Source organism: Salinibacter sp. (genome assembly GCF_036626415.1).
GTDB lineage: Bacteria > Bacteroidota > Rhodothermia > Rhodothermales > Salinibacteraceae > Salinibacter.
The window spans coordinates 1-22,342 of sequence record NZ_JAZKRW010000023.1 but is presented as its reverse complement, the minus strand read 5'-3'; the positions used below and the strand labels follow the sequence as shown (position 1 = coordinate 22,342).

General features: G+C 63.3%; 18 protein-coding genes and 1 pseudogene. 9 read left to right on the top strand and 10 right to left on the bottom strand.

The annotated features are described in order from the left end of the window. Nucleotides 1-26: 26 nt before the first annotated feature. From V5A20_RS04505 to V5A20_RS04470, 8 genes are all read right to left on the bottom strand, one after another. Nucleotides 27-761: a CIS tube protein gene (locus tag V5A20_RS04505; protein ID WP_332326807.1), complete on the bottom strand. Its 735-nt coding sequence runs from the start codon at nt 759-761 to the stop codon at nt 27-29. A gap of 51 nt (nt 762-812) precedes the next feature. Beyond that, nucleotides 813-1,340, bottom strand: a complete 528-nt coding sequence (locus V5A20_RS04500; RefSeq protein ID WP_332316384.1) for a phage tail protein — start codon at nt 1,338-1,340, stop codon at nt 813-815. Nucleotides 1,341-1,408: 68 nt separating this feature from the next. After that, a complete protein-coding gene (locus V5A20_RS04495) occupies nt 1,409-4,612 on the bottom strand; it encodes a helix-hairpin-helix domain-containing protein (protein ID WP_332326806.1) in 3,204 nt (1,067 codons plus the stop codon). A 55-nt stretch (nt 4,613-4,667) separates the two neighbouring features. Further along, nucleotides 4,668-5,126 (bottom strand): phage tail protein, encoded by a 459-nt coding sequence (locus V5A20_RS04490; RefSeq protein ID WP_332326805.1) that lies wholly within the window; start codon nt 5,124-5,126, stop codon nt 4,668-4,670. A 101-nt stretch (nt 5,127-5,227) separates the two neighbouring features. Further along, a complete protein-coding gene (locus V5A20_RS04485) occupies nt 5,228-7,405 on the bottom strand; it encodes a phage tail sheath subtilisin-like domain-containing protein (protein ID WP_332326804.1) in 2,178 nt (725 codons plus the stop codon). A gap of 88 nt (nt 7,406-7,493) precedes the next feature. Then, nucleotides 7,494-8,426, bottom strand: a complete 933-nt coding sequence (locus V5A20_RS04480; protein ID WP_332315445.1) for a hypothetical protein — start codon at nt 8,424-8,426, stop codon at nt 7,494-7,496. A gap of 66 nt (nt 8,427-8,492) precedes the next feature. After that, a complete protein-coding gene (locus V5A20_RS04475; RefSeq protein ID WP_332315446.1) occupies nt 8,493-9,134 on the bottom strand; it encodes a DUF4255 domain-containing protein in 642 nt (213 codons plus the stop codon). A 695-nt stretch (nt 9,135-9,829) separates the two neighbouring features. Next, nucleotides 9,830-10,831, bottom strand: coding sequence for an AfsR/SARP family transcriptional regulator (locus tag V5A20_RS04470; protein ID WP_332326803.1), 1,002 nt, complete (start codon nt 10,829-10,831; stop codon nt 9,830-9,832). A gap of 400 nt (nt 10,832-11,231) precedes the next feature. Here V5A20_RS04470 and V5A20_RS04465 point away from each other — a divergent pair, with 400 nt between their 5' ends. From V5A20_RS04465 to V5A20_RS04445, 5 genes are all read left to right on the top strand, one after another. After that, nucleotides 11,232-11,783, top strand: a complete 552-nt coding sequence (locus V5A20_RS04465) for a GNAT family N-acetyltransferase (protein WP_332315448.1) — start codon at nt 11,232-11,234, stop codon at nt 11,781-11,783. Between the two features lie 176 nt (nt 11,784-11,959). Then, nucleotides 11,960-12,958 carry a lipoyl synthase gene (lipA, locus tag V5A20_RS04460; protein ID WP_332326802.1) on the top strand — a complete coding sequence of 333 codons (999 nt, stop codon included), beginning with the start codon at nt 11,960-11,962 and terminating at the stop codon, nt 12,956-12,958. 33 nt (nt 12,959-12,991) lie between these two features. After that, nucleotides 12,992-13,576 (top strand): Uma2 family endonuclease, encoded by a 585-nt coding sequence (locus V5A20_RS04455; RefSeq protein WP_332326801.1) that lies wholly within the window; start codon nt 12,992-12,994, stop codon nt 13,574-13,576. A 132-nt stretch (nt 13,577-13,708) separates the two neighbouring features. Then, a complete protein-coding gene (locus tag V5A20_RS04450) occupies nt 13,709-14,689 on the top strand; it encodes a DUF4097 family beta strand repeat-containing protein (RefSeq protein WP_332326800.1) in 981 nt (326 codons plus the stop codon). A gap of 104 nt (nt 14,690-14,793) precedes the next feature. Then, a complete protein-coding gene (locus V5A20_RS04445) occupies nt 14,794-15,660 on the top strand; it encodes a DUF4097 family beta strand repeat-containing protein (protein WP_332315452.1) in 867 nt (288 codons plus the stop codon). Here V5A20_RS04445 and V5A20_RS04440 read toward each other — a convergent pair. Continuing rightward, complete coding sequence (locus V5A20_RS04440) at nt 15,657-16,031, bottom strand: hypothetical protein (RefSeq protein ID WP_332315453.1); 375 nt, start codon at nt 16,029-16,031, stop codon at nt 15,657-15,659. The two genes, V5A20_RS04445 and V5A20_RS04440, sit on opposite strands and share 4 nt — an antisense overlap. 70 nt (nt 16,032-16,101) lie before the next feature. After that, nucleotides 16,102-16,728: an ABC transporter ATP-binding protein gene (locus V5A20_RS04435; RefSeq protein WP_332315454.1), complete on the bottom strand. Its 627-nt coding sequence runs from the start codon at nt 16,726-16,728 to the stop codon at nt 16,102-16,104. 1,129 nt (nt 16,729-17,857) lie between these two features. Between V5A20_RS04435 and V5A20_RS04430 the strand changes: the two genes are divergently transcribed. From V5A20_RS04430 to V5A20_RS04415, 4 genes and pseudogenes are all read left to right on the top strand, one after another. Further along, the gene (locus V5A20_RS04430) at nt 17,858-18,643 is read left to right on the top strand and encodes a glycogen/starch synthase (protein ID WP_332315455.1); all 786 of its coding nucleotides are present in this window, start codon (nt 17,858-17,860) and stop codon (nt 18,641-18,643) included. A gap of 202 nt (nt 18,644-18,845) precedes the next feature. Then, a complete protein-coding gene (locus V5A20_RS04425; protein ID WP_332326799.1) occupies nt 18,846-20,204 on the top strand; it encodes a hypothetical protein in 1,359 nt (452 codons plus the stop codon). Nucleotides 20,205-20,252: 48 nt separating this feature from the next. Continuing rightward, complete coding sequence (locus tag V5A20_RS04420; RefSeq protein ID WP_332315457.1) at nt 20,253-21,596, top strand: hypothetical protein; 1,344 nt, start codon at nt 20,253-20,255, stop codon at nt 21,594-21,596. 133 nt (nt 21,597-21,729) lie between these two features. After that, a pseudogene (locus tag V5A20_RS04415) lies at nt 21,730-22,342 on the top strand (tetratricopeptide repeat protein); the annotation flags it as partial.

The following is a 22,342-nucleotide window of genomic DNA, read 5'->3' as shown; positions in this document are numbered from 1 at the left end:
TTATAGCAGGATTGAACTACACAGCATCAACTCTCGAGGGCATCTGGATTATGGATGGCACGGGGATTTTCGACGCCGCTCTCCGCGGCGATCTCTTTCCAGTTGCGCTGTTCGCCCTGTTTGGCGGCAGCCTGCTGGACAGATGTCGCGTTCGTGTTTTCGGCGCCGTCGGGACGCTCTTCCGGGCCCTTTTCTCCCGCTTCGATATTTCCCTGCACTCCCGGGCCGCTCGGTTTTTTTCCTTTTATGTCTTCGGGTTCGAACCGAACCTCCTGTTTGGAAAGTGAAATCGATACGGTGGCCCGGAGGGGCCGTCCCTTCGGGTCGAAAAATTCTAGGCTCTCGCTCATCGAATCGACCACCCCATCAAAGAAGAACGACCCCCACACGAACCGCACGTTTGGCGGAACGTCCTCTCCGTCACTCGATCCCCTCCGGTTGCCTCCTCCGCCCCCCTTCACCTGCATGAATTCATAGACCTCCTTCGTTCGTTCACGAACGTCCTTTGAGGCAGAGGCCTGGTTGGTGGGGCGCGTGACATCGAAAAAGAGAGTGACGCTCATCGAGGTTTTTCCTTTCCCGCCGTACTGCGAGCCGGTGTTTTCTTTCTGATCAGTACCCGAAATCTGGTTCCTGTAGCGCACCTCAAGGGTCTTGGGATTAAACTGCGCCTCCACGCGTAGCCCCTTCTCTTTCACGTCCCCCTCCGCGTTCAACTCTTTGAGTTGGGCCCGAGAGCCTGGGTGCTGTTCGTCCGGCATGGGCTTGTGTGTGAGTCTGAGAGCTTCTGAGGAAAAGGCACGAGCAGGAGATTATCCGTTCGACCTAGAAATTGGCCCGGCGGGGCCGTTGGAGGAAGCCTCCGGAATTTCGACGTCGAGGCGCTCGTAAGTGAGCTGCATCTCTTCAATAGCGACCCCTCCCTCACTGGCATTGAGATCCGGGGCGCTCAGCTTCACCGGTAAGCATTTGTGCAATGTAAAGCGGACGTCGGCGGGTGATTGGTCGCCGTTTCCCTCGGAGGGCAGCATTTCGACTACGGTCCGCGCCCGAGTGCGGTAGTTTGTTGGCTGACTGATCTGGTCAAACCAGCCCCAGAGGTCATACGTCTCCGTCATGCCGCGCCTGAGGGTTACCTGTCCATAGGTGACCGGGCCGATCATCTTGTATTCGGTGACGTTGTTGCCGCCCTCACGGTGCGTTTCCGGTTCCATCGTCATCTCCAGGCCGTTACACGCGGAAAAGGCGGCGTTGCACAAGGGCTCGCCCCCCAACTCGATGCGCACACGGAAGTTGAACGTGGTGAACGGCCGGGCCGTAACGGAGTCGTGTTCGGGCATCGGAAGGGACAAGGATGGACAGGGTTCGAATGCAAGAATTCGGAGATGCGGACCAACAGCGGCGCACGTCAGCCGGCCACCACAGTGCCCGGTTCGCTGACTGCCGGCTGCTGGCCGCTGCGCTGCACGAGGCGCACGGTCAAAAATTTCAGCGGGCGTGCCGGGGCCACTCGAAGCTCGACCACGAGGCGCCCCCGTTCGACTTGCCGGGGCGGGTTGACGCTCTCGTCGACCACGACGCGGTACCCGTCCGAGGGCCTCGCCCCGGCGAATGCGCCCCGGTCAAAGAGGCGCCGTAGCACGTCGTCGAACTGTTCGGCGATGCGGCGGCGGAGGAGCGGGGTATTGTTCTCGAAGACGAGCGCCGGGCCCTCGCGCTGGGCAAGCCGGCGGACGAGAATCAACAGGCGCCGCGCCGTGATCGGCTGGAGGTCGGGATCGCGCGCCAGGGTGGCGGTGCCGAGGGTGAGAACCCCGTCCGGCGTTTCGGTGAAGGTGTTGATCGGAGAAATCTCCAGGTCGGCTCGCTCGTCCGAAGAGAGCGGCGGAACCACCGTCCGCACGGCCGCGAGCGCTTGGTTGGCAGGGGCCATCCAGGCCCCGTCGCGCAGGGTCCGGTCCGCGATCATTCCGCAGGCGGCCCCATCCGGCGGCATGGGCGTGATTCGCCCGCCGTCGTCCGCCGGTCCTAAGAGCCACGGGTAGTAGAGTGCGCCGTAGCTGAGCGTCCGCTTCTCGTCGTAGTTCAGCACGGCCCCCGGTGTCCGGAGGCGATTCGCGTGACGACGAGCGTCGTCGGGCTGATCCTGTTCGGGGAGGGCAAGCACGGAGAGCACATCGCCCCGAGCCGCCCCGAATCGGAGCATTGCTCGGTGCACGTCGAGTAGACCCTCGCGGCCGTCTCCCGGCGTGGTCTGCTGCGGATTGTCGTACTCCTCCTTCGAAATACAGGGCGTTCCCTGTTCGATGGACTGAACAACCCGGATCGTCTTGGACCAACTGCTCGAATGCATCTCCAAAGCGCCCGGACGGAACGCCCGCATCCGGACGTACCGAACGGCCGGCACCGAGGCCCCGCGCTCAAGTCCATGCCATAGGAGGGCCGGACTGTCCGGGTCGTGATCCATGCCGGGCGGGGCGGTGGACATCGGAAAAGGCACATCCTCCTCGTCGCAATCCCCCCTGGCACATCCCACCACAGCCTCAGGGGACCCGAATGTTGGAGTGGTATCGATCTGGATCTCGTACCAGGGATGGGGCGGGAGAGGAGGCTCGACCTGTCCTCGCCAGGTGCGGATGCGCTGCTGTGTCAGCCCCCGCACCGCCGTCAACTGGAGGGGATTCGTGATGGGCTCGTCCCGCCCGTCGCGGTACTCGATGATGCGCCTCGCCGTCCACTCGCCGACGTACAGAAGCTTATCGAGCTGTTCAGGACCCGCAGTGTTCAAGTCAATATCCCCCGCCCTAGTCTCCGCAGAATGCTCCACGGGAGCCCAGCGCAACCAGCAACCGCCATCGCCACTGTCCGGCTCGTGAAGCGATATGTCTGGCACTTCGGGGCGGTCCGCACACGAATCAAAGTCTGGCGTCGGAAGGGTGGCGTGGCGGGTGTTCGACCACGGCCCGGACTGGCCGGCAGTGACGACGCGATAGCGAAAGAAGAGCGGGACGGGATCGTCAGTGTGGACGTACCGATCGACCGAGGCTTCGGTGCCCCGATACCGCACCACCGACTCCTCAAAGGTGGGCTCGCGGGCCTCCTGCAGTTCCACCTCTACGCCTTCGTCCCCCAGCCGGTCGACTGTCCATGACAGGCGGATGCGCGGGGGAGTAACGGCGCGGTCGACCTCCATTTCCAGGTCCGAGGGCGGAGGAAGAGAGTCCGGCGTCACCGTTTGCAGCTCGTCCCATCCGCGGTGGACAGCGTCAGGGATGGCGAGGAGGGTTGCTTCACGGATCGGCCACAGGCTGTGCAGGCCAGAGGCCGGATTCTGGCCGATATGAATCTTGGTATCGGCCTTCTCGCCGAGATTGGCGGTGGACGTGCCCGCCAGACCGTCGTCGGTGCCCTCCCCATCGAACGTACCATCGACGAATACGTCGGTCGAAAAGGTGGACAGCCGCTCCTTCTCCAGACGCGCACGCTCCGGCATTTGAGGAATGCGTCCACGAGTCCGATCCGGATCGGGTCGGTCGGCCATGCCGAGCGGAATGAATGGTCCGGGTTCGGGCGACGCCGGACCTGCCAGTGGGAAGCGGGGGTCGAAGACGTTGTCCCGGAGGGTGCCGGGCTCGGGGGCGACGGCCTCTCCTTCTTGCACTTCGAATAGATCGTCGTCGACAGGCAGATCCGTCCACGCCCGTGGATGCGACGTCACGAACCCGAGGTGGTCAAGCCGGGTCTGCAATCCCTGTTCTTCCCAGACCAAAAGATCGAAGAGGAGCCGCTCGACACTCTCGACCTCAGGAAGCGGGTGGGTATTAAACCTTTCGTCCAGTGATTGTGCTCCGAGATCGACACCAGTGACTCTGTCCGCCGGCTCTCGTGACAGGGGGTCTTGGGCCGCAGCAAACAGATAGGTCGGAGCGGCCTGGATCTCTAAAACACCACCCGAAGACCCCGGGGTCGCTTGGGGGCCGATATGAGTTTGCTCAGCAGCGGGCGCGTATACAACGTGCCCGCCCTTCACGACGATGCGTAGGAGGTCACCTCCGGTCAGTTGGTCCTCCTCCCACGGATCGCGGTGATGGGGGTCCCACGAGAGAGTTAGGGCTCCCGCCGGGGCGTCGTCTCCGGCGCGTTCCGCCACCGAGGGATCCGGTAGCACGCGGCGACGAAGCATCGTCCCCACGCGCATCTCATCGAAGGTGGCGCCGTAGCACCGCGCCCGCACAGTAGAGGGCCGTCCCGTTTCGGCCGACACGAGCCCCGGCAGGCCAAACGACGTCCGTCCCACAGCTCCCGTAGCGGCCGCCTCATCGGCGGGCTGGGCGACGCGCACGATCCAACACCGGCGCCCCCCATTTCGGAAAAACGCCTCGACGGCGCGGCGGAGGTGGGCCGTTTTCGTGCGGCCGGTCTCCGGGTCCCGCACCAGCTCCAGCGGCGGCCCAAACACGTCCCGAAACCGGTCGACATCTTCCACCGGCACCGGGACGTCGATCGGGCCGCGGGTCGCAAAGCCCACGAAGGCCGCGATGTCCATGCGTGGGAGCGTGTCGGGCGGCGACGGCGTCACCGTCTCGAATGTGATGCCGGGGCGACGAGGCATCGAGGCAGTTCCGAATTCTGAGTGTTGAATGTCGAATTCCCGGTCCCCAAGCGCGTTATTCGAACTCCATGTCGATGTCTTCGCAGGCGAGCACGAGTTCCTCCACGGCCACCTCGGTCCCGGCGCCACTGAGGGTAGGACCGCTGTAGCTGAGGGGTCGCGCGTTGGTCAGCTGCCACGATACGGCGACGTTTTCGCCACTCTCGTCGCGGAGCTCGATGACGACGTCCTCGAGGCTCTCCGCCTGCTTGCCATTCTGGACCTTGTTCATCCAGTCCCAGAGGTTGCTGGCTTTGATGACCCCCCGGCTGAGCGTTACGTCGGGCACCGAGTACGTCGTGTTGATCTTGCGGGGGCGGTTTTCCTTCTCGTTGCCGTTGCGGTACTCGGTGGCGGTCTGCTCCACCCCGAGGCCGCTCACCTCCTGGAAGCCGGCCGCCACGGAGGTCCCATCGTTCCCTCCGATCTTGACGCGAAAGTTGAACTGACTGTAGGGCCGCTCACGTTCTGGCATAGCGTGGGAGACGAATCAATGAGTGTTGACGGATTGAGTGGGGACGGAGCGAAGCACCATCCCGAGAACTCTGCATTCCGAACTCCACATTCCGAACTTGATCAGCCGGTGTCGCTCAGCACCTTCTGGCCGATGCGGAAGATCACGAACTCGGCCGGACGGAAGAGGGCGACGCCGATCTCGCAGATCAGGCGGCCGTTGTCGATGTCGTTCTGCGTCATCGTCGAGCGGTCGCACTTCACGAAGTAGGCCTGCTCGGGCGTCGTGCCCATGAGACGGTCCGAGCGCCATTCGTTCTTGAGAAAGCTGCCGATGGTGCGCCGTACGTTGCGCCACAGGTCCGTCCCGTTGTTCTCGAAGACGAAGACCTGCGTGCCCTGGTCGATCGAGCGCTCGAGGTAGGCGAGGTACCGGCGGATGTTGACGTATTTGTACTCGTTGTCCGACGTCGCCATGCGAGCACCCCACAGGCGATTGCCGCGGCCCTCAAAGAAGCGGAAGCAGTTGACGCCCTCAGGGTTGAGGACGTCCTGTTGGGCCTTGTTGAGCCGTTTCTCGAAGCCCACCGCCGAGCGAACGACCTCGTTGGCTGGGGCTTTGTGCACCCCGTTCTCGATGTCGTTCCGCGCGTAGATACCGGCCACGTGTCCACTCGGGGGCACGTTTAGCTCCGAACGGGTCAGCGGATCGAAGATCGTAATCCACGGATGATACATCGCCGCGTACGTCGAGTCGATGTTTCCGCGCCAGTCGCGGGCCTCCTTGACCGTACTGTCCTTCGGCGTGTCGAGGACAGCAATCCGGTACTTCATGTCCGCGCAATGATCAATCAGCTGACCCTGCACGGCCAACTTGGCGGACTCGTTGCTGATTTCAGTGTACCCCGGTGCGGCGACGATCGAGACGTTTTCGAGGTCCTCGAGCGCGTCGAAGCCTTCCGGATCGTCCGGTGGTCCCGATCCGGCACCGGTCGTGACGTAAGACATCGGCTCCTGGCCGTCGTTACCGTCATTGAGAGGATGCCGGAAGGGGAGCACATCTCCCGGCCCGATGGAGGGGAAAGCGATAGACTCATAACCAGAAAAACTCGTCTGCGAACCTCCTTTCGGCGTGATCGACATTCCGTCGATGCTGATGGAGGTCTCCCCTGGTGCTGTCATTTGGGCTCGCAGGTAGAGCAGGGTTCCCTCTCCACTCGCGGTCACTGCTCCACTCATTGTAACCGTCATCGGACTGGACGAGGTGTCCACCGAAACGCTGGCCGAGGCAGGGGTGAGGGTCCCTGACAGTCGGACCTGGTCCAGAAGCTTCACGTTACTGCCGGTCGAGAGCTCAATTTCGTACTCCTCGGCCTCGTCGCTCAGGTCCACTACGACTGGGATCTCCACCGCTTCAGTGAAGTCGCTCTTGGACGTATCGAACAACGCTTCCGCATAGGCGGTGCCCGTCGTCACCGGATCGCCGCCGTCGGTGACCTCTTTCATGGCAACCGGCGTCATCACCGGATTGCCGGACGGGTTGTCCTCCTTCAGACCGTTGATGAGGGGATTCGAGGAGTCTGGGCGCAGCGTGTACTCGCCAACCTGCTCTTCCGGATCGTACTCGACGCCGCCGCCCGGTTGCTTCTGCGGCCGCTGCACTAAGACGCGCACGCGGAACGGATACACCTCGTCGCCGGGTGCCAGCTCCGACTCCTTCACCGTCTTGCCGCCACCTTTCAGCGCCCGGCCCCCGGACGCATCGTCGACGGCGTAGTCCCAAAAAGCCCGGCCGCGGTTTTTGCCAGCGAGCGTCGTTCCGTTTCCGGGATTGACGAGCACCGTATCGCCGACGCTCACACCGGTCAGCCTGCCACCGCGATTGGCGTTGCCAGCTGCGATGCCTCGAACGATGACGCGCATCTCGCTGGCGGAGCCGGGATAGCGAGCAGAGAATGTGACATCGTCTACTGTCTTCGAGGCCACGCCGTCGTCCGATTCACTGATCGCGTCGAACACGCGGGCGACGTAGCAGCGCTGACCGCCTTCCTCGAAGAAAGCGCGCACCGCATAGGCGAGGTAGTTCGTTCGCGGCTGCTTCCCGTCGAATTTTAGATCCTCCAGTCCGCCGTAGATGCGCTGGAAGTCGGCAAAGCTCGTCAGCAGCCGCGGCTCGCCGGAGGTCGGCCCAGACCGGGCGGGACCGACGAAACCCGCGGTGCTGGTGCTCACCCCTTCGATGGTTTTGGGGCGGAAGCTCGTTTCTTCGACGTAGACGCCTGGGGCTAGATATTCGGGCACGGTTTTTCAGGAGTTAGGTGAAGTGATGCGAGTCATGTGTTGCCGAATTCAGCGAGATCAGGGACCACCGCCAAGCGCCAGAATGGGGCTACGGGTCGGCGCTGGACGGCCCGATTCGGAGTACGGAGCGGTCACCGGTGCTGAGAGTAAGCGGCTCGGCGTAGGACAGCGTAGGGGTCAGCGTGTCGCGTCCCTCACCGTCCGGCGTTTTATAGAGGACCCCAGGGAACTGCCCAAAAATTTTCGTTAACGGGGGGCGGCTAGCCTGGAGAGACGTCCGAAGCGCGGAGGGCTCGTAGCGAATTCCGACGTCGAGCTGCCAAGTGCGATCTGAGAGCGTTGAAAGCCCTCCCTCCGCCCCGTTCGAAGACCCTGCAAGTTGAACAAGAGGCACCGGGAACTGAACCGCCACGCGGCCCTCGGCGTCGGCAATGCCATACCACACCTCCTTCCTGTTCGGATCTCCGTCTGCAGCCCCCCCCGATCCGTCGGCATTCGGGGCGTGACGGACCTCCATCACGGCATGGGCGGCCGGCTGCAGCTCGTCGTTCTGCCCCTCCACCACCAGGTCGGCGTAGAGGACGGCTTGCCCAGACGCAACCGGACGCTGGATCGTGCTGAAAAGGTATACCGTGGGCTCAGGCGTCCCATTGCCTTCGACCTGCTCTTCGGATGGTGGATCGGCGACGGGATAGAGCCCTCCGTGCTTCTGCTCGGGGGGGTATGGGAGCTCGACCTCCAACAGCACCGGCACGAACCGTCCGCGTGGGTCTCGGACCTCCACGACGTAGGGAACGGCTTCTTCGGGAACCCTCTCAGATGACCGCTCGTGCGGACGAAGTCCGGCTAGGCCCTGAGCCACATACGCCCCAGACACCGTGCGCACGGCCCGCGTCGGGCGCCCAGCGCCATTTTTCCGACGCACAGTCACCCGGAGACCATTGGTCACGGGCCGCTCCGTGGTAGCGTCTCGGAAGCGAAGCCCGAGCATCGATCGAATGGAGATGGTCTCAAACCGCATGGGGATCGATCGAACGTGAAGGAATGCGCGGCGAAGACGCAATTTTCTAGAGGGCATCGGCCGGGTTTAGCCGCTCCCAGTGGTCTTCGTGTTTCCGTTCTCATGCTGAAACACGTCGACGATGCGACGCTCGACAACCCCTTCACCGGGAACCGTCTCTTCCGACTCAATCCGAACGTTGCGAACGAGGTAGGGAATCGAGAGACGATACGGCTCCCCGAGGACATCCCAGATGCGAAAGAGGTCCTCGTTGCTCAGATCGTTGAGGATGATCTCGACGGTTTCATCGGCCCGGAAAACTTCGGGGTTTACGTTGTTGAGCACCCCTTTCGGAAGAATCGGGGTGGTCTCGAGGGTACGCATCACCCAGCCCGCAATTTGATGCTGCGTCGAGGCAGAGTCTGCCCAGACGGTCAGGAGATAATGAAGGTCGAGCGGAAGTTTTGACCGCTGGGTCTCGCCGCTGGGGAGGCGTCGCCCGGACGGCGTGCGGCTGGTCCCATTCACGACTGTGCGGTAGAGGAAGAGCGATACGCCGGTTGAGACCCCATCCCCGCCCTCCGACCGAAAGTCTTTCCCCTGGTATACCTTAAAATCGAGGCTCCTGTGCAAACCGCCGTTTTCCCCCTCATTGAGGCGCTCGTGGCTCACCCTCAACAGGTCAATGAGCACGTCACTAATGGTCTCGATCGCTCGAAATGATGCCATACAAGTGCCATATAAGCAGGTCTGGAGTCAGAAGGCTATCCCCCGCCACCCCGAAGCTTTCCCCCATCGGGCAGGGAAGAGTCTGTACTCATTTATCTCTCGGGGCCCCGGGAGTACGTCCTCGCCCCGCTCGGGGCGCTGCGACCCGGAGAAGGAGCCAACTTCGCCAATCGAGCGTGCCCCCGGCCTCAACGATGTAGGGAGCGATGAATTCGGGAACCTCCACTAGGCGTTTCAGATGGAGGCGCCGGCCGGTGTCGACGTGGGTGACGGTCCCGCGCCACGAAGTATCACGCTCCGAATCCTCCACTCGCTTCGGCCAAATTCGGACGACGAAAGAATGCGTGTTCGGGAGAGGATCCTCCATTCGCTTCGATCGCGCCCAGTGCAAGAACAGGGGCGTCTGCCGGACACGTCTTTTCCTAATCCGTGCCCCTTTGTCGGACCTCAAGTTTACGGGCCGGTCGTTTCGTGCGGCGTTCTTGCGGCGTATCTTCTTTCGTTCTCATCTTGACCGCAGCGGCCTCCCCAAGAAAACAGGGTCTTTTCCTTCAACCGACAGGGGCCTCATCCACCAGTCTCCATCTCGCGGAAGGGAGAGCGGACCGCCCGGGCAGGCATCCCGCCCCGGATCCGTGGGAAACAAGACGACCGCGGCCCGCCACCGATCGCGTGGCGGACGACGGAGAAGCAGACTATTCCTCCCGTTGCTGAAGAACGACCTCAACCGTTTCGACGTCCCGACGGATCTGTTGCTGAACCGCTGCGAGCGTACTTTGGAGCTGACGTATGCGTTCAATGCCCTCGCGCAGGTGTTGCATGTCGGGGTCCTCAGGGTCCTCCGATGTGTCAGGGGGCTCCAGTTCACCGATGCCGCTGTCGCCCCAATTGGAAGATGCGGGAGCGGACCCAGCGGAGTCTGTATCGGGCGCTTCGGGAAAACGGTCCTCTTGGATGCGCTCATGGAGACACTGCGTGGCCGTGGAGGGGGCCACCCCAAGCTCTCGCTCGAGCACATCGGCACAGCGCTCGTACTGGCGGAGCGCCCCGATGCGATCACCGTCTCGGGCCCGAAGCCGCATCAAGTGACGATGGATCCGCTCCCGCGCCGGATCGATGCGAAGGGCTCGCAGCCCGTATTGGATGCCACTGTCGTAGGTGCCATCCTGCTCGCAGCAACGGGTGAGGCGGTCCAACGCCCGCAGGAGCATGTCTTTGAGCCGCTCTCGCTCCGTCAGGCACCACTCCTGATACCAGTTCTCGAGGAGATCGCCGGTATACAGGGAGGCAGCCCGCTTCAACCCTTCCGTCTGACAGGCCGACATCTCTGACGCTGTACGGTCCTGTACCATCTCAAAGGCGTTCTCGAACGCAGTTACGTCGACCTGCAGATCCGCGTCCGTGGGAACCTGCACCCAATCCCCGTCTGTGCAGAGAACGGCGTCGGCGCCCGCATCGTCGGCACTATTCAGAGACTGTCGCAGTTGCCACAGGGCCTTTCGCAGATAGGCCTTGGCCCGCTGGGTCGTCCCGTGGGGCCACAGAAGCGTGGCGAGTTTCTCACGAGGATGGGCCCGGCGATGGAGTAGGAGATACGCGAAAAGCTCTTGGGCCTTCTCCGGGATTGAGTCCGAAAGCGTCTCACCGTCGCGGCGAACGCAAAATTTCCCGAACATCGAGACCGAGAAGCTAGACATGGCACTCTCCCTCTTGAGGTGCAACCCGCAAACATGTGGTCGGAGAGCGACGCTGGGAATGGACCGGAGCCAGAGGTGCAGTCGAAGCGACGCCGCGCCGGTATTGCTTCGTTGTTGGCAATAAGGAGGTGAAAGGCCACTTTTTCAACTTTGCTTGAACTTCCCAGTACGAATTCAAATTTGAATCGGGCTCTTCACGCGCCGTGTGAATTGTAAAACGGTTCGTGTCTTTCTGCGCTTTCTGCGTGAGGGCCTTTCTGCATGAGGGCAACGACGATGCTCCTGGACGCAAGCAGGGCCCCGAGGCATCGGTCCCACCGAATCTTAAATCCCACAGGATCGGTTTTGGGGATGGGGACGGACTGTGATGTTTTGCATTCAAGACCATCGCGCCTCTGTCGTGCACGACCTCCCCCTGTCCGACGGCTTTTTCCTCGCCAGCGTCGACCGCCGAGACACAGACGCGCTCGTGGAACACCTGCAGGAGCGGGAGATCTGGCGCAACACCTTCCGCATCCCGTGGCCCTACACCGAAGCGGATGCCACGACCTGGGTTGAGGAGCGGATTCAGCATCGCATCGATCAGCCCGCCGAAACCACCTTCGCCCTTCGGAATCCGGACGGCCGTCTTATCGGTGTCGCGGGGGCCGACGATCTCGACGTGGGCACGACGCACCGCGCCCGACTTGGTTACTGGCTCGCAAAGCCCTACTGGGGACGGGGCCTCATGACCGAAGCGGTGCTCCGGTACGTGGACTACGCCTTCAGCGAGCTGGCGGTGATGCGGCTCACGGCCGAGGTGTTCGTGTGGAACGGGGCGTCGGCCCGCGTTCTACAGAAGGCCGGATTCACGCAGGAGGGCCGCCTGCGAAAGCACCGCACGAACGACGGCACCCTCGTGGACACCCTCTACTTCGGCCTGCTGCGATCAGACCTCGAGGAACACGCGTGACCGTTCCGCGGGCCCGCGATGCCAATTTCTACGTCCCTGTGATCCGTGCGCTCGGGCTCTTCAACGGTCAGTACATTACCGCGCGAATAGGAACGGGCAAAGCAGCCCCCCGTACTTCTCCGTCCATGTTCTCGAACCGGTCCTCGACCGGCTGACCGATTCCTACGTCCTCGCGTATGTCCACTGCCAAGACCCAAGACCCGGACACCTCTGAGAACGAGCCCACCCTGCCCGGCGAAACGGACCTGGGGGCCGTCGAGCCCGATCCCATTGGCCCGTCGGGCGATGGCGACCCGGGCTTCGTGGAACTGCCTGTCGTCGAGAATACGAACCAAAACAAACGCGGCCAACGTCCGGACTGGCTTCGCGTCTCGCTCCCGCAGGGCGAGACGTACAAGGATGTGCGCGAGACCGTGGAGGACCACGACCTCCATACGGTCTGCGAGAGCGCCAACTGCCCAAACATGGGCGAGTGCTGGAGCCGCGGCACGGCCACGTTCATGATTCTGGGCGACGTGTGCACCCGCTCCTGCGGCTTCTGCGCCGTCAAGACAGGTCAGCCCCAGGACGGCCTCGACTGGGACGAGCCCCGCCGCGTGGCCGACGCCGTGGACAAGATGGACCTCGACCACGCCGTCATTACCAGCGTGAACCGGGACGAGCGGGCGGACGGGGGCGCGCCCATTTTCGCAGAGGTGATCGAGCGCATCCACAACCTGGGGGCCACCTGCGAGGTGCTCACGCCCGACTTCCGGGGCATGCGGGACCCGTGCGAGACGGTCTTTGAGGCGGAGCCGGACATCTTCAACCACAACGTGGAGACGGTGCCAAGCCTCTACCGCCGCGTCCGTCCCCAGGCCGACTACGAGCGCTCCCTCAAGGTCCTCCAGTGGGCAAAAGAGGAGGGCCTGCGCACCAAGAGCGGCATCATGGTGGGCCTCGGCGAAACGAAGGCGGAGGTTCTGGAGATCATGGACGACTTCGTCGAGATCGGCCTCGACGTGATGACGATCGGCCAGTACATGCAGCCGACCGATCACCACCTCCCCGTCGAGGAATGGGTCGAGCCCGAGGTGTTCGACTGGTACAAGGAGGTGGGGGAGGACAAGGGCATCGAGCACGTCGAGAGCAGCCCACTCACGCGTTCGTCCTACCACGCCGAGGAGCACGTATAGTAGTCCCCTCTTTCGAGCAATCTCCCGCACGCGATGGCCACAGCGACGGCGCCCCCAACACCACCGACTCAGCGCCGGTTTACGGTGGACGAATATGAGCGGATGGCCGAAGCGGGCGTGCTCCCCGAGGACGAAAACGTCGAACTGCTCGATGGCCGAATTTATCGGATGTCGCCAATTGGAAGCCGACACGCCGCGTGCATCCGTCGCCTGAACCAGTTTTTCCAGGTCCGTCTACAGTCACAGGCCCTCGTGAGCGTGCAACATCCGGTTCGGCTTGATGAGGCCTCCGAACCAGAACCGGACCTCACTCTCTTGGCTCCCCAGAAGGACGACTACTCCACCCACCACCCGGGCCCCGACGACGTGTTTTTGCTCGTAGAGGTGGCCGACACCTCTCTGGATTTTGACCGAGAAACGAAGGGTCCCCTCTACGCCCGGGCGGGCATTTCCGAGTACTGGGTCATTGCCCTCGACGACGAGCAGGTGCACGTCTTCCGCGATCCGGAGAGGAAGCAATTCGAAACCCATAAAACGTACGGGCTCGCGGATGAGATCGCGGTCGCAACGCTTTCTACCCTCGATCCCGTGCCGGTCAAACAAATCCTGGGGGCGTAGCGCGGAGGAATCGTCTCACGACGATCATGGGGGATGCAACGGATTGTCGGATGCCCCTGTCAGGTGTAATGACGACCGAGGTGCCGTTCGGTCGCCCTGCCCGACATCCGTTGCGCAACGATCCTGTGCCCCATGTTCCAATCCGCGCCTCCCCTCCGCATCCTGTTGGCCGCTGCAATCCTCGGCCTGAGCCTCACCCCCACGGCCTTTGCCCAATCCCCGGCCCGCACCGTCAGCGACACGGTGCCCCTCGTCGCCGACGGCGAGGTGACGGTGGATAACCATGGAGGCAGCATCACCGTGACCACCTGGGACCGCGGCCAGGTCCGGTACGAGGCCGAGATCATGCCCACCGACGACGACCCGGACGCCGAGAAGGTGACCATTGAGGCCCGGGCGAGCAACAATCGGTTTCGGCTTGCCACCGAGCATGAAGGGGGCGATGATGAATCGAACGTCTTTGGCTTTTCCGAGGATGGGTTCCAGTGGGGCGGCACCAACATCCCAGCAGTCCACTATACGATCCAAATGCCCCGTCGTGCGGCACTGCAGATCGACGACCACGAGTCGACGATCGACGTGACAGGGCTCGCCGGTCGCCTGGAAATCGATACGCACGAAGGGCCCATTACGGTGGCCGAGCAGCGCGGCGAACTCGTGATCGACAGTCACGAAAGCCCCATTTCCATCACCGACCAGGACGGCGACGTTTCGCTCGACACCCATGAGGGCTCCATCGAGATCCGTCGCACGACGGGCCGCCTGTCTGTGGACACCCACGGAAGCGACCTGACCGCGGAAGCCCTGGACGGCGGCTTCCGCTTTGAGTCCCACGACGGGTCCGCAAGGGTGTCTTTCGCCGCGGTGTCCGACGATGTGTTTGCCGAGACGCACGACGGGGACGTCACCCTAACCCTCCCTGCCGGCACTGGGTTTGATCTCGACACGGACTTCGATGACGACGTCGATCTACGGTCCGACGTTGACCTCCGCTCCATTCGGATTGCCGACGAGGATGATGAGGACGTCAATTACCGGGGGGACGTGAATGGGGGCGGCCCGATGATTCGCCTCGAATCGGACGACGGCGACTTTGCGCTCCTCTCACGGTGAGCACAGGGGCATCGGTTGCAACCTCCCGTCGTGAACCTCTTTAAAGACGTTAACGAGAGGGGTTGCCGATCACACCGACCGTTCCACAGCATCTCCCTGAGGCGATGCCGTCCGTCCCGCGTCTACTCGTTGCCGTGATGCTCATCGGGGGGAGTCTCGGGGGGACTCAGGCAGTACCAGCACAGCCGGCGTCTTCTCTCCCTCCCGGGTCCAAAACAGAGAGCGACACGGTCGACCTCTCCCCCACCGGCACCGTCGAGATCGACAACCAGAAAGGCAGCATCACAGTCACGACCTGGACCCGTCCTGAGATCGGGTACAGGGCCGCGCTGTCTCCCAGCGCGGAAGACTCGGTCGTGGCGACGGACCTGGACGTTGATCATTCCGGCGAAGAACTTTCGTTCGACCACGACCACTCGTGGTCCCTCCGGATTCCCGGTCTTCTCACCATTTCGCCGGACGGGACGAGCGAGCCGATCGGCCACTTCTGGGTCGTTATGCCGGAGACGGCCGGGCTGGAGATCGACGACCACGCGTCCACCATCGAGGTCTCCGGGGTACAGGGAAACGTCAACATCGACACGCATTCGGGAACGGCCACGGTCGAGGCGATAGGGGGCAACCTACGACTGGAAACCTTTTCGAGCTCCGCGACGGCCTCGGGGCTCCAGGGGCGCACGGAGATTGAAACGCGCTCGGGAGGCATTACGGCCGTGTTCGAGGAGTTTGCCGGCCCCAGCTCGGCCGAAACGCATTCCGGAGACCTTCGCTTCTACCTTCCGGCCGACACGGGCCTGACGGTGGCGACGGACGCAGACACCAGCCAGTTCGTGATCGACGAGGCCTTCGGCACTCCGTCGCGGGACGACGACCGGTGGACCCTCAACGGGGGCGGCGCGGACCTCTCCCTGGAGACGTTCTCAGGCACCATTGAGCTGCGGCCGCTCAGCGCCTACCCGGCGGATCGCTAGAGCGCGTCCAGCTCCCGCTGGTCGACGCGTTGCTCCTCGCCGTCTTTCACCTGAAAGAGCATCCACGGCTCCTCGGGCCGGTCCAGGTAGCAGAGCACCTCGGCCCCGAGTGCCTCGTGGGCGGCCCGGGCGCATTCCTGCACCGTCTCCCACGGGAGCCGAGGCGCGTTGAACCAGATGCTGGTATACGGGCCGTTTTTCACACGCTCGGTGATTTGTATGGGGACGGCCTCTCCATCGTGCTGCCCTTCGTACGTCACAATTGGGGCGTCTTGCACCTGTTCTACGTTCTCAAAGACCTCCTGCAACCAGCGGGCGACCGTGTCTTCGGAGAGGTCCCGTACGTAAATTTCTGTCGTCTCGTGGGCCATAGATAGAACGCAACGATGCTCAAAAAACAGGACACGGACAGGAGCATGCCAATGCCGGACGGCCCCTTCGCTATCGGTGGTCCTCGATACGGAGCCGCCGGTCGTGCCGCTCCGCTTCATCGGGCCGGTTCGTCGCCACGACGAGCAACCGCCCCTGTGTCCGCCACGACTCCGTGATCGACGCGACCATCTTCCGCCCCGCCGCGTCGAGGTTGGCAACGGGCTCATCGAGAAGAAGGAGGGGCGGGAGGGAGAGCAGGGCCGCCGCGTACTTCACCCGCTGCCGCATGCCCGAGGAATAGGTCTCCACGCGGTCATCGGCCCGGCCCACGAGTCCTACCCGGGCGAGCACCTCGTTGATGCGGGTCGCGGGGGCCGCCACCCGACGCGCACGGGCCAGAAAGCGAAGGGTCTCCCGTGCCGTGAGCTCCTCGTAGACCCCTACGGCCGGGGCCACCAGTCCCGTCCGCAGAGGATGTTCGTCGGCCGGTACAGAATCCCCATCCACGGCGAGCGTAGCGGTCCCGGTGCGGGGCGTGAGCAGGCCCGCCAGGATGCGGAGAAGGGTCGACTTCCCCGCCCCATTGGCCCCCGTTACCGCCAGCGTCTCCCCCGCGTGCAGGGTCAACGACAACTCTCGAAAAAGCAGCAGCCGTCCAAAGTAGTGCCCGACGTGGTCGGCCGTAAGGGTCGGCATGCAGCGATAGAAAACACTCGTCTTGAGAAACCGCTTCTTGAGAAAAGGTACAGGCTTTTCCGGCCAACCCCAAAGAAATTGCCGTCCAATCCAAAATGCCTTTCGTCGCCCAGCCGGCAGGGTGGGATGCGCTGTCCTCGAAGACCCAAGGCGCCCTTCCCTTTTCCACTGCCGGCCCGAGGGCCCGGCTGCATCTCGTCCCGCCGGGAATTGCCTCCTTCTCCACCTGTCTCATCCAATCTCCCACGGCGAATTGCGTCGAGCGGCCACACACTTCCAACCGATTCTGGGTGGTTTGGACCCGGGCCATTTCTCATACTGGGGATAACCAACACTTCTTGTACGTTCCATTTCATCCTGTTTCCTTGGGTTGAGGCCCATTCGAGCCGGTCAGTCGGAAGTATCACTGATTGGAATACACTTTGCGTGCTCAAGTCCACAGAGGAGAGTTCTGCTCCGCACGGGTTCGTGGGAGGCTCCGTCCGGCCCCTCGGCACACCTTCTCCTCTGGAATACAGGGCCAGAGGACCAAAGGGTTGTTGGCATGATGCCGAAGGGCCGGACGGAGCCCCTCCAGAGGACCGTCTTTAGTTGCCAAAAGCTTTCTCTCGCCGGGGAAAACATCAAGGGGCCCTCGTGCCCTCTTTTCTTTTGCCCCGCAGCCCATCGCCGCTGCAGTCGCCCCGCCCTATCGCGCCGTCGCCTTCCTTAATGAGGGGTGAACGCAGACGGGCGTCGGATCTCTTTGGGGGGCGCGGAGTCAATTCCGCCTCGTCTGTTTTCATATTTTCACAGTTTTGACGCGACTTTTCCATGGGAAGGACCCGCGAGATTGATTCCTAAGCCAGATGGCGGTAGGTTTATCTCATAAGAAGTATTCTTTTGGGCAGAGACTGCCGTCGATGCGGAATCTCTACAAACGATTCTGAACGACGATGCATCCATCGCCCGGGCTTCGCGGTCCTGAGGTTGGCATCTTTCCCCAACCCAAGAATTATTCTTCCTGCTCTGACGGCCCTCGAGTACGTTTCGCCCTCCAATCGGACGAGGACCATCGCTCCGTCGTTTTCCCGAGGCAGGCTGTACTTCGTCTACCCCCACCCTTGTCTTCCTAAACGTCTCAACTCAAATGGCCTCTTCGCATCGTCTTCTCTACGTCGTCGGAGCCCTTGCTCCATTTACTGAGCGATCGCCGCTTGCCGCCCTCAGCCGATCGCTTCCCGAACAGGTTCAGAAGGCGGGAGACTTCGAAGTGCGAATCATGATGCCCTGCTACGGGGACATCAATGAGCGAAAGCACAGTCTCCACGAGGTCATTCGCCTCTCCGACACGGATGTACCGATGGGGGCGGACACCGAATCGGTCTCCGTCAAGGTTGCCTCGGTGCCAGAGGTGCAGTTGCAGGTGTACTTCATGGACCACGACGACTACTTCGGACGGGCGAACCACGCCACCGACGCCGACGGCAATGCCTTCGAAGACAATGCGGACCGGGCGCTGTTTTTCGGTCGCTCCGTGCTGGAGACGCTCCGGGAGCTGCGCTGGGGACCAGACCTCATCCACGCATTCGGGGGAATCAGTGGATTTCTCCCCTCGCTCCTCTCGACCACCTACACGGACGACGATCTGCTGGGCGCCACGAAGTCCGTCTACACGCCCGGGGGATCGGCCCCGGAAATCAATGTCGACGCGTCGTTCGCCGACGCCATGAATCTTCCCCTCGACGGCCATACCGGGGCCCCTCTCTCGGAGGTCGGACACGCCTACGCAGACGCCACAGTCTTTCCACCAGGCGAAACGTCGGCAAACGGCCTGCGGGATGACAGGACTTCGACGTTCCAGGACGACACCAAGCCGCGCACCGAACAGGCGGTGGCCCTCTACGATCAAATGCTCGGTGAAGTCCCCGCGTAGCACTCGCCTGTACAGAAACACCCTGCTTCCAGGCGGCATTCAGGGACCCGATTGGCGGAGAGGTCCCCCCTCCGGTGTATCGACGTCGGGGGCGCTCCGGCCCCGCTGTACTGGGCTCTGCGTCCTCCCCCATCCCTCCCAGTGTGGGGGCCTCTCCTCCTCCCTTTTGTACTGAACCGGCGTTTGCCGACCGTACGTGCCGATGTCTACGAGGTCTTCCTGGCTGCCTGCCCTCCTCATAGGGGGCATTGTGCTCGTCTCCTTCACTGGCTGTAGCGACTCATCGGACGTGGGACTGGGGGTGGGCTCTGACCCGCTTGGGGGCGGTGACCCCGCCACCTTCGACGCCCTGCCCACCCTCGATACGACCCGGACCGCCCCCATCACCGGAGACAACGCTCGCGACCGTCCGAGATCCCAGAACGCATGGCGGTTCTTGATCGGCGTCGTGGACGACCCGGTGCCGGGCACCGGCATCGTAGAGGCGGAGGGCTACCTCGACTTCGCGGGGCGCTCTACCCTCCCCTCCGAGATTGCCGATCCCAACGCTCCGGACTCTCTCACCGCCGAGCTGCGCCTGACGACCGACTACTTCCACGGCACCTCCACCACGTCGATGGAGGTAGAGGTGTATAACCTGACGGAGGAGGAGGACATGGACTCCACCCGGGCAACGGCGAGCTTCAGCGCCGACCCCTCCCCGGTGTCCGTGGAAATGGCCACGATTAATCCGTCCGACTCGCTGGTCACCATCCAGCTCCAACAGTCCTGGGTCAACAACAACCTGGGCACCCTGCGCAACACGAGTAGCGATGGGGCCGACTTCGAAGACGAATTCCACGGCTTCAAGATCATTGCGCCGAACAGCGAGGCCGTTGCGGGGTTCTCTTCGTCGGATGCCGCCCTGCGTCTCCGGAGGGTGGCCTCCGGGGACACCGTCACGGCCGACTACTCGGGCCTGAAGACGTTCACCCACCTCGAGCAACGGAATGCTGGTGACCCGCCGTCCGGATACCGCCTGATGCAGGACGGCATTGGGGCCGGACTTTCGATGGAGTGGGACTTTTCCGAACCCCCACTCGACACCCTTGAAAGCGATCCGCTGAACCGGGCTGAAATTGTCGTCCCGAACGATACGAGCGCGCTGGAGTCATTCACGCCCTCCGACTTCGAACGGCCGCAGCCGCAGGGCTACCGCATCATCGCCACCCGCGCCTCGGCCCCAGACGCGCCTTCCTGCCGGGCCGTGGGCGCCGTGGCCTTCTCCGACGCGAACGAGGCCTGCCTCCTCCCGCTCCGTCCCTCCGCGGCCCCCACCGCGGCCCTCGTTCCGGACAATGTGTCGCGCCCCATCTTCGAGCAGTCATTCCGGCGCGTCCGCGACGGCCAGTCCCCCGTCTTCACAACGTTTCGCGTTTTTGTTGCCGACCGGGAGAACACCTCCGTCAATCAGGGCGCCACCATTCAGCCCGGCCTGCCCACCACGCTGCCTGTCCTCGTGCCCGATGAGGGGACCGATCCGAAGCCCCCCCGCGCTGCCTTGACCGTAACGCCGCTCTAGACGATGATTGCCGCTCGGCCTCTTCTCCATACACTGCGCGACGGCCTCATGCATGCATCCGGGATTCCACGCCTGCTCCTTACAGTCGTCGGCCTCGCGGTCGGCCTTGTGGGCACCACTGTCCCGGCGCAGGCGCAGTCCAACGGCGAGGGCACGATTTACTCCCGGTTCGGGGTGGGCAGCCTGGTGGAGTTCTCGTCCTCCCAGAGCGACGCCATGGGCGGGGGCGGCTACGCACTTCGCTCCCTCAACTACAACCCCGACGCCAATCCCGCCCTCTGGAGCGACCAGGTCTTTACCCGCTTGTCCGGAAGTGCGGCCTACCGGTCCATCACCGCAGAGGACAACCAGGGCAACTCCGGACGACTGACCTCCGGCAACGTCCAGGCCATTCAGTTCAACTTCCCGCTCTACGAACGCTCTCTGGGGGTCGGCCTCTCGTTCCAGCCCTACTCCCGCTCCAATTATAGCGGCACACGGTCGGGGCGCACAGAGGTGCCCGTCAATGGCACACGTCCGGAAGTGCCGTTCGAAACAGAGTTTTCTGGATCCGGCGGGCTTCACCGGTTACGGGGGGGACTGGGGTACCGGGTCAACGACATGTTGAGCGTCGGAGCAAGCGCTGACGTTCTGTTCGGGGTGCTGGAAAGCCAGCGACGCACGACGTGGGCAGACCCGGCCCTCCGGAACGTAGTCGTGTCCGACGGGGCCCAGCTCTTCGGGGTCACCAGCACCCTCGGCAGTCATCTGGCCCTCGCCGACGTATTCGCCGAGGATGACGCCTTCTCCATCGGCGCCTCCGTCACCCTTCCGGCCAACCTGTCGGGCGAGCGCTACCGCACCCTCGACGAAGACCTCGCCCGCGACACCCTGTCCACCGAGCGGGGAGACGTCACGCTGCCCTGGAAAGGGCGCCTGGGACTGTCCTACCAGCCCAATGCCCGCTGGACGTTCGTTGTCGACGGGGCCTTCGATCCCTGGAGCACCTTTTCGAGCGACTTCTCCGCCGGGGCTTCCGAAACGGCTCCCGCCCGCTTTCCGGCCGGCGGAACGGAGACCCTTGCCGACCGGTGGCGTCTCTCCACCGGGGCCGAAGTGGTGCCCGCCGGCGGCGATCAGTTGGCCGGGTACTTCGCCCAGGCCGCCTACCGCTTCGGGGGGTACGCGGAGCAGTTGTACGTGCGCCCCGACCAGGAAACAACCCTCTATGAGTTTGCCGTCACCGCCGGCATCAGCCTGCCCACCTCTCTCTCTGGCACGCGAATTGACCTGAATACGGTTGCCGGAACGCGAGGGACGACCACCGATGCCCTCGTCCGCGACCGGTTCTTCGGGGTCTCCCTTCACGTGAACTTCGGAGAACGCTGGTTCCAGCGGCGCAAGCTCCGGTAGGCAACACGGGACCCGCGGGTTCTCCCCTCACCGAACAGGCCCCGCTTCGAGGCCTTCTTGACTGAAACCCAACGCGAGGCGTCCAGTCTAAAGCCGTAGCCTGTTCAAAATACCGGACAGATTCGCCCCCAACATGCTCTCTTCTGCCCCCTCCCTCCGGCTGCAGTCTTCCATCGTCGGTGTGCTTTGCGCAGGCCTCGCCCTGCTCGTCGCGGCCCCGCCGGCCTCGGCCCAGGACAGCGAGCCGAGCAAGCAGGAAAAGCTGATGCACTACAGCCTCTACTACGAGAATTACAAGAACGACAACTTTGAAAGCGCGCGGAGCGACCTGCTCTGGGTCCTCGAAAATGCCCCCGGCGTTCCCGACGGCGACGACGACAACTACCGCCGGGTCATTCGTCTCTACGAGGGGCTCGCCGAGCAGGCCTCGGATGAGGAGACGCGGAAGGCGCACCTGGACACCGCAGCGACGCACCTGGCCTCTGCCGTGGAGAAGATCGACCAGGACGGCCTCGAATACACCCCCTACAAGTGGGAACGGCGCAAGGGGCGATTCCTCGAAAAATACCAGGGCTCTCTTCCCAACGACGTTGAAGGACTGGAGACCCCGACGGCGCACTACCGAAAGGCCTTTGAGCTTGCCCCAAAGGAGCTCAATGCCTACTACATCCAGCAGATCCTGCAGTCGCACCTTGAAAACAACGATCTTCAGCAGGCCCTCGATTTCGCCAACACCGTGGAGTCGA

What these genes read in the sequence shown, in the direction of transcription:
- V5A20_RS04505 (WP_332326807.1), bottom strand. Translation starts at nt 761, where the DNA reads ATGCCGGACGAACAGCACCCAGGCTCTCGGGCCCAACTCAAAGAGTTG.
- V5A20_RS04500 (WP_332316384.1), bottom strand. Translation starts at nt 1,340, where the DNA reads ATGCCCGAACACGACTCCGTTACGGCCCGGCCGTTCACCACGTTCAAC.
- V5A20_RS04495 (WP_332326806.1), bottom strand. Translation starts at nt 4,612, where the DNA reads ATGCCTCGTCGCCCCGGCATCACATTCGAGACGGTGACGCCGTCGCCG.
- V5A20_RS04490 (WP_332326805.1), bottom strand. Translation starts at nt 5,126, where the DNA reads ATGCCAGAACGTGAGCGGCCCTACAGTCAGTTCAACTTTCGCGTCAAG.
- V5A20_RS04480 (WP_332315445.1), bottom strand. Translation starts at nt 8,426, where the DNA reads ATGCGGTTTGAGACCATCTCCATTCGATCGATGCTCGGGCTTCGCTTC.
- V5A20_RS04475 (WP_332315446.1), bottom strand. Translation starts at nt 9,134, where the DNA reads ATGGCATCATTTCGAGCGATCGAGACCATTAGTGACGTGCTCATTGAC.
- V5A20_RS04470 (WP_332326803.1), bottom strand. Translation starts at nt 10,831, where the DNA reads ATGTCTAGCTTCTCGGTCTCGATGTTCGGGAAATTTTGCGTTCGCCGC.
- lipA (WP_332326802.1), top strand. Translation starts at nt 11,960, where the DNA reads ATGTCCACTGCCAAGACCCAAGACCCGGACACCTCTGAGAACGAGCCC.
- V5A20_RS04455 (WP_332326801.1), top strand. Translation starts at nt 12,992, where the DNA reads ATGGCCACAGCGACGGCGCCCCCAACACCACCGACTCAGCGCCGGTTT.
- V5A20_RS04450 (WP_332326800.1), top strand. Translation starts at nt 13,709, where the DNA reads ATGTTCCAATCCGCGCCTCCCCTCCGCATCCTGTTGGCCGCTGCAATC.
- V5A20_RS04445 (WP_332315452.1), top strand. Translation starts at nt 14,794, where the DNA reads ATGCCGTCCGTCCCGCGTCTACTCGTTGCCGTGATGCTCATCGGGGGG.
- V5A20_RS04440 (WP_332315453.1), bottom strand. Translation starts at nt 16,031, where the DNA reads ATGGCCCACGAGACGACAGAAATTTACGTACGGGACCTCTCCGAAGAC.
- V5A20_RS04435 (WP_332315454.1), bottom strand. Translation starts at nt 16,728, where the DNA reads ATGCCGACCCTTACGGCCGACCACGTCGGGCACTACTTTGGACGGCTG.
- V5A20_RS04430 (WP_332315455.1), top strand. Translation starts at nt 17,858, where the DNA reads ATGGCCTCTTCGCATCGTCTTCTCTACGTCGTCGGAGCCCTTGCTCCA.
- V5A20_RS04425 (WP_332326799.1), top strand. Translation starts at nt 18,846, where the DNA reads ATGTCTACGAGGTCTTCCTGGCTGCCTGCCCTCCTCATAGGGGGCATT.
- V5A20_RS04420 (WP_332315457.1), top strand. Translation starts at nt 20,253, where the DNA reads ATGCATGCATCCGGGATTCCACGCCTGCTCCTTACAGTCGTCGGCCTC.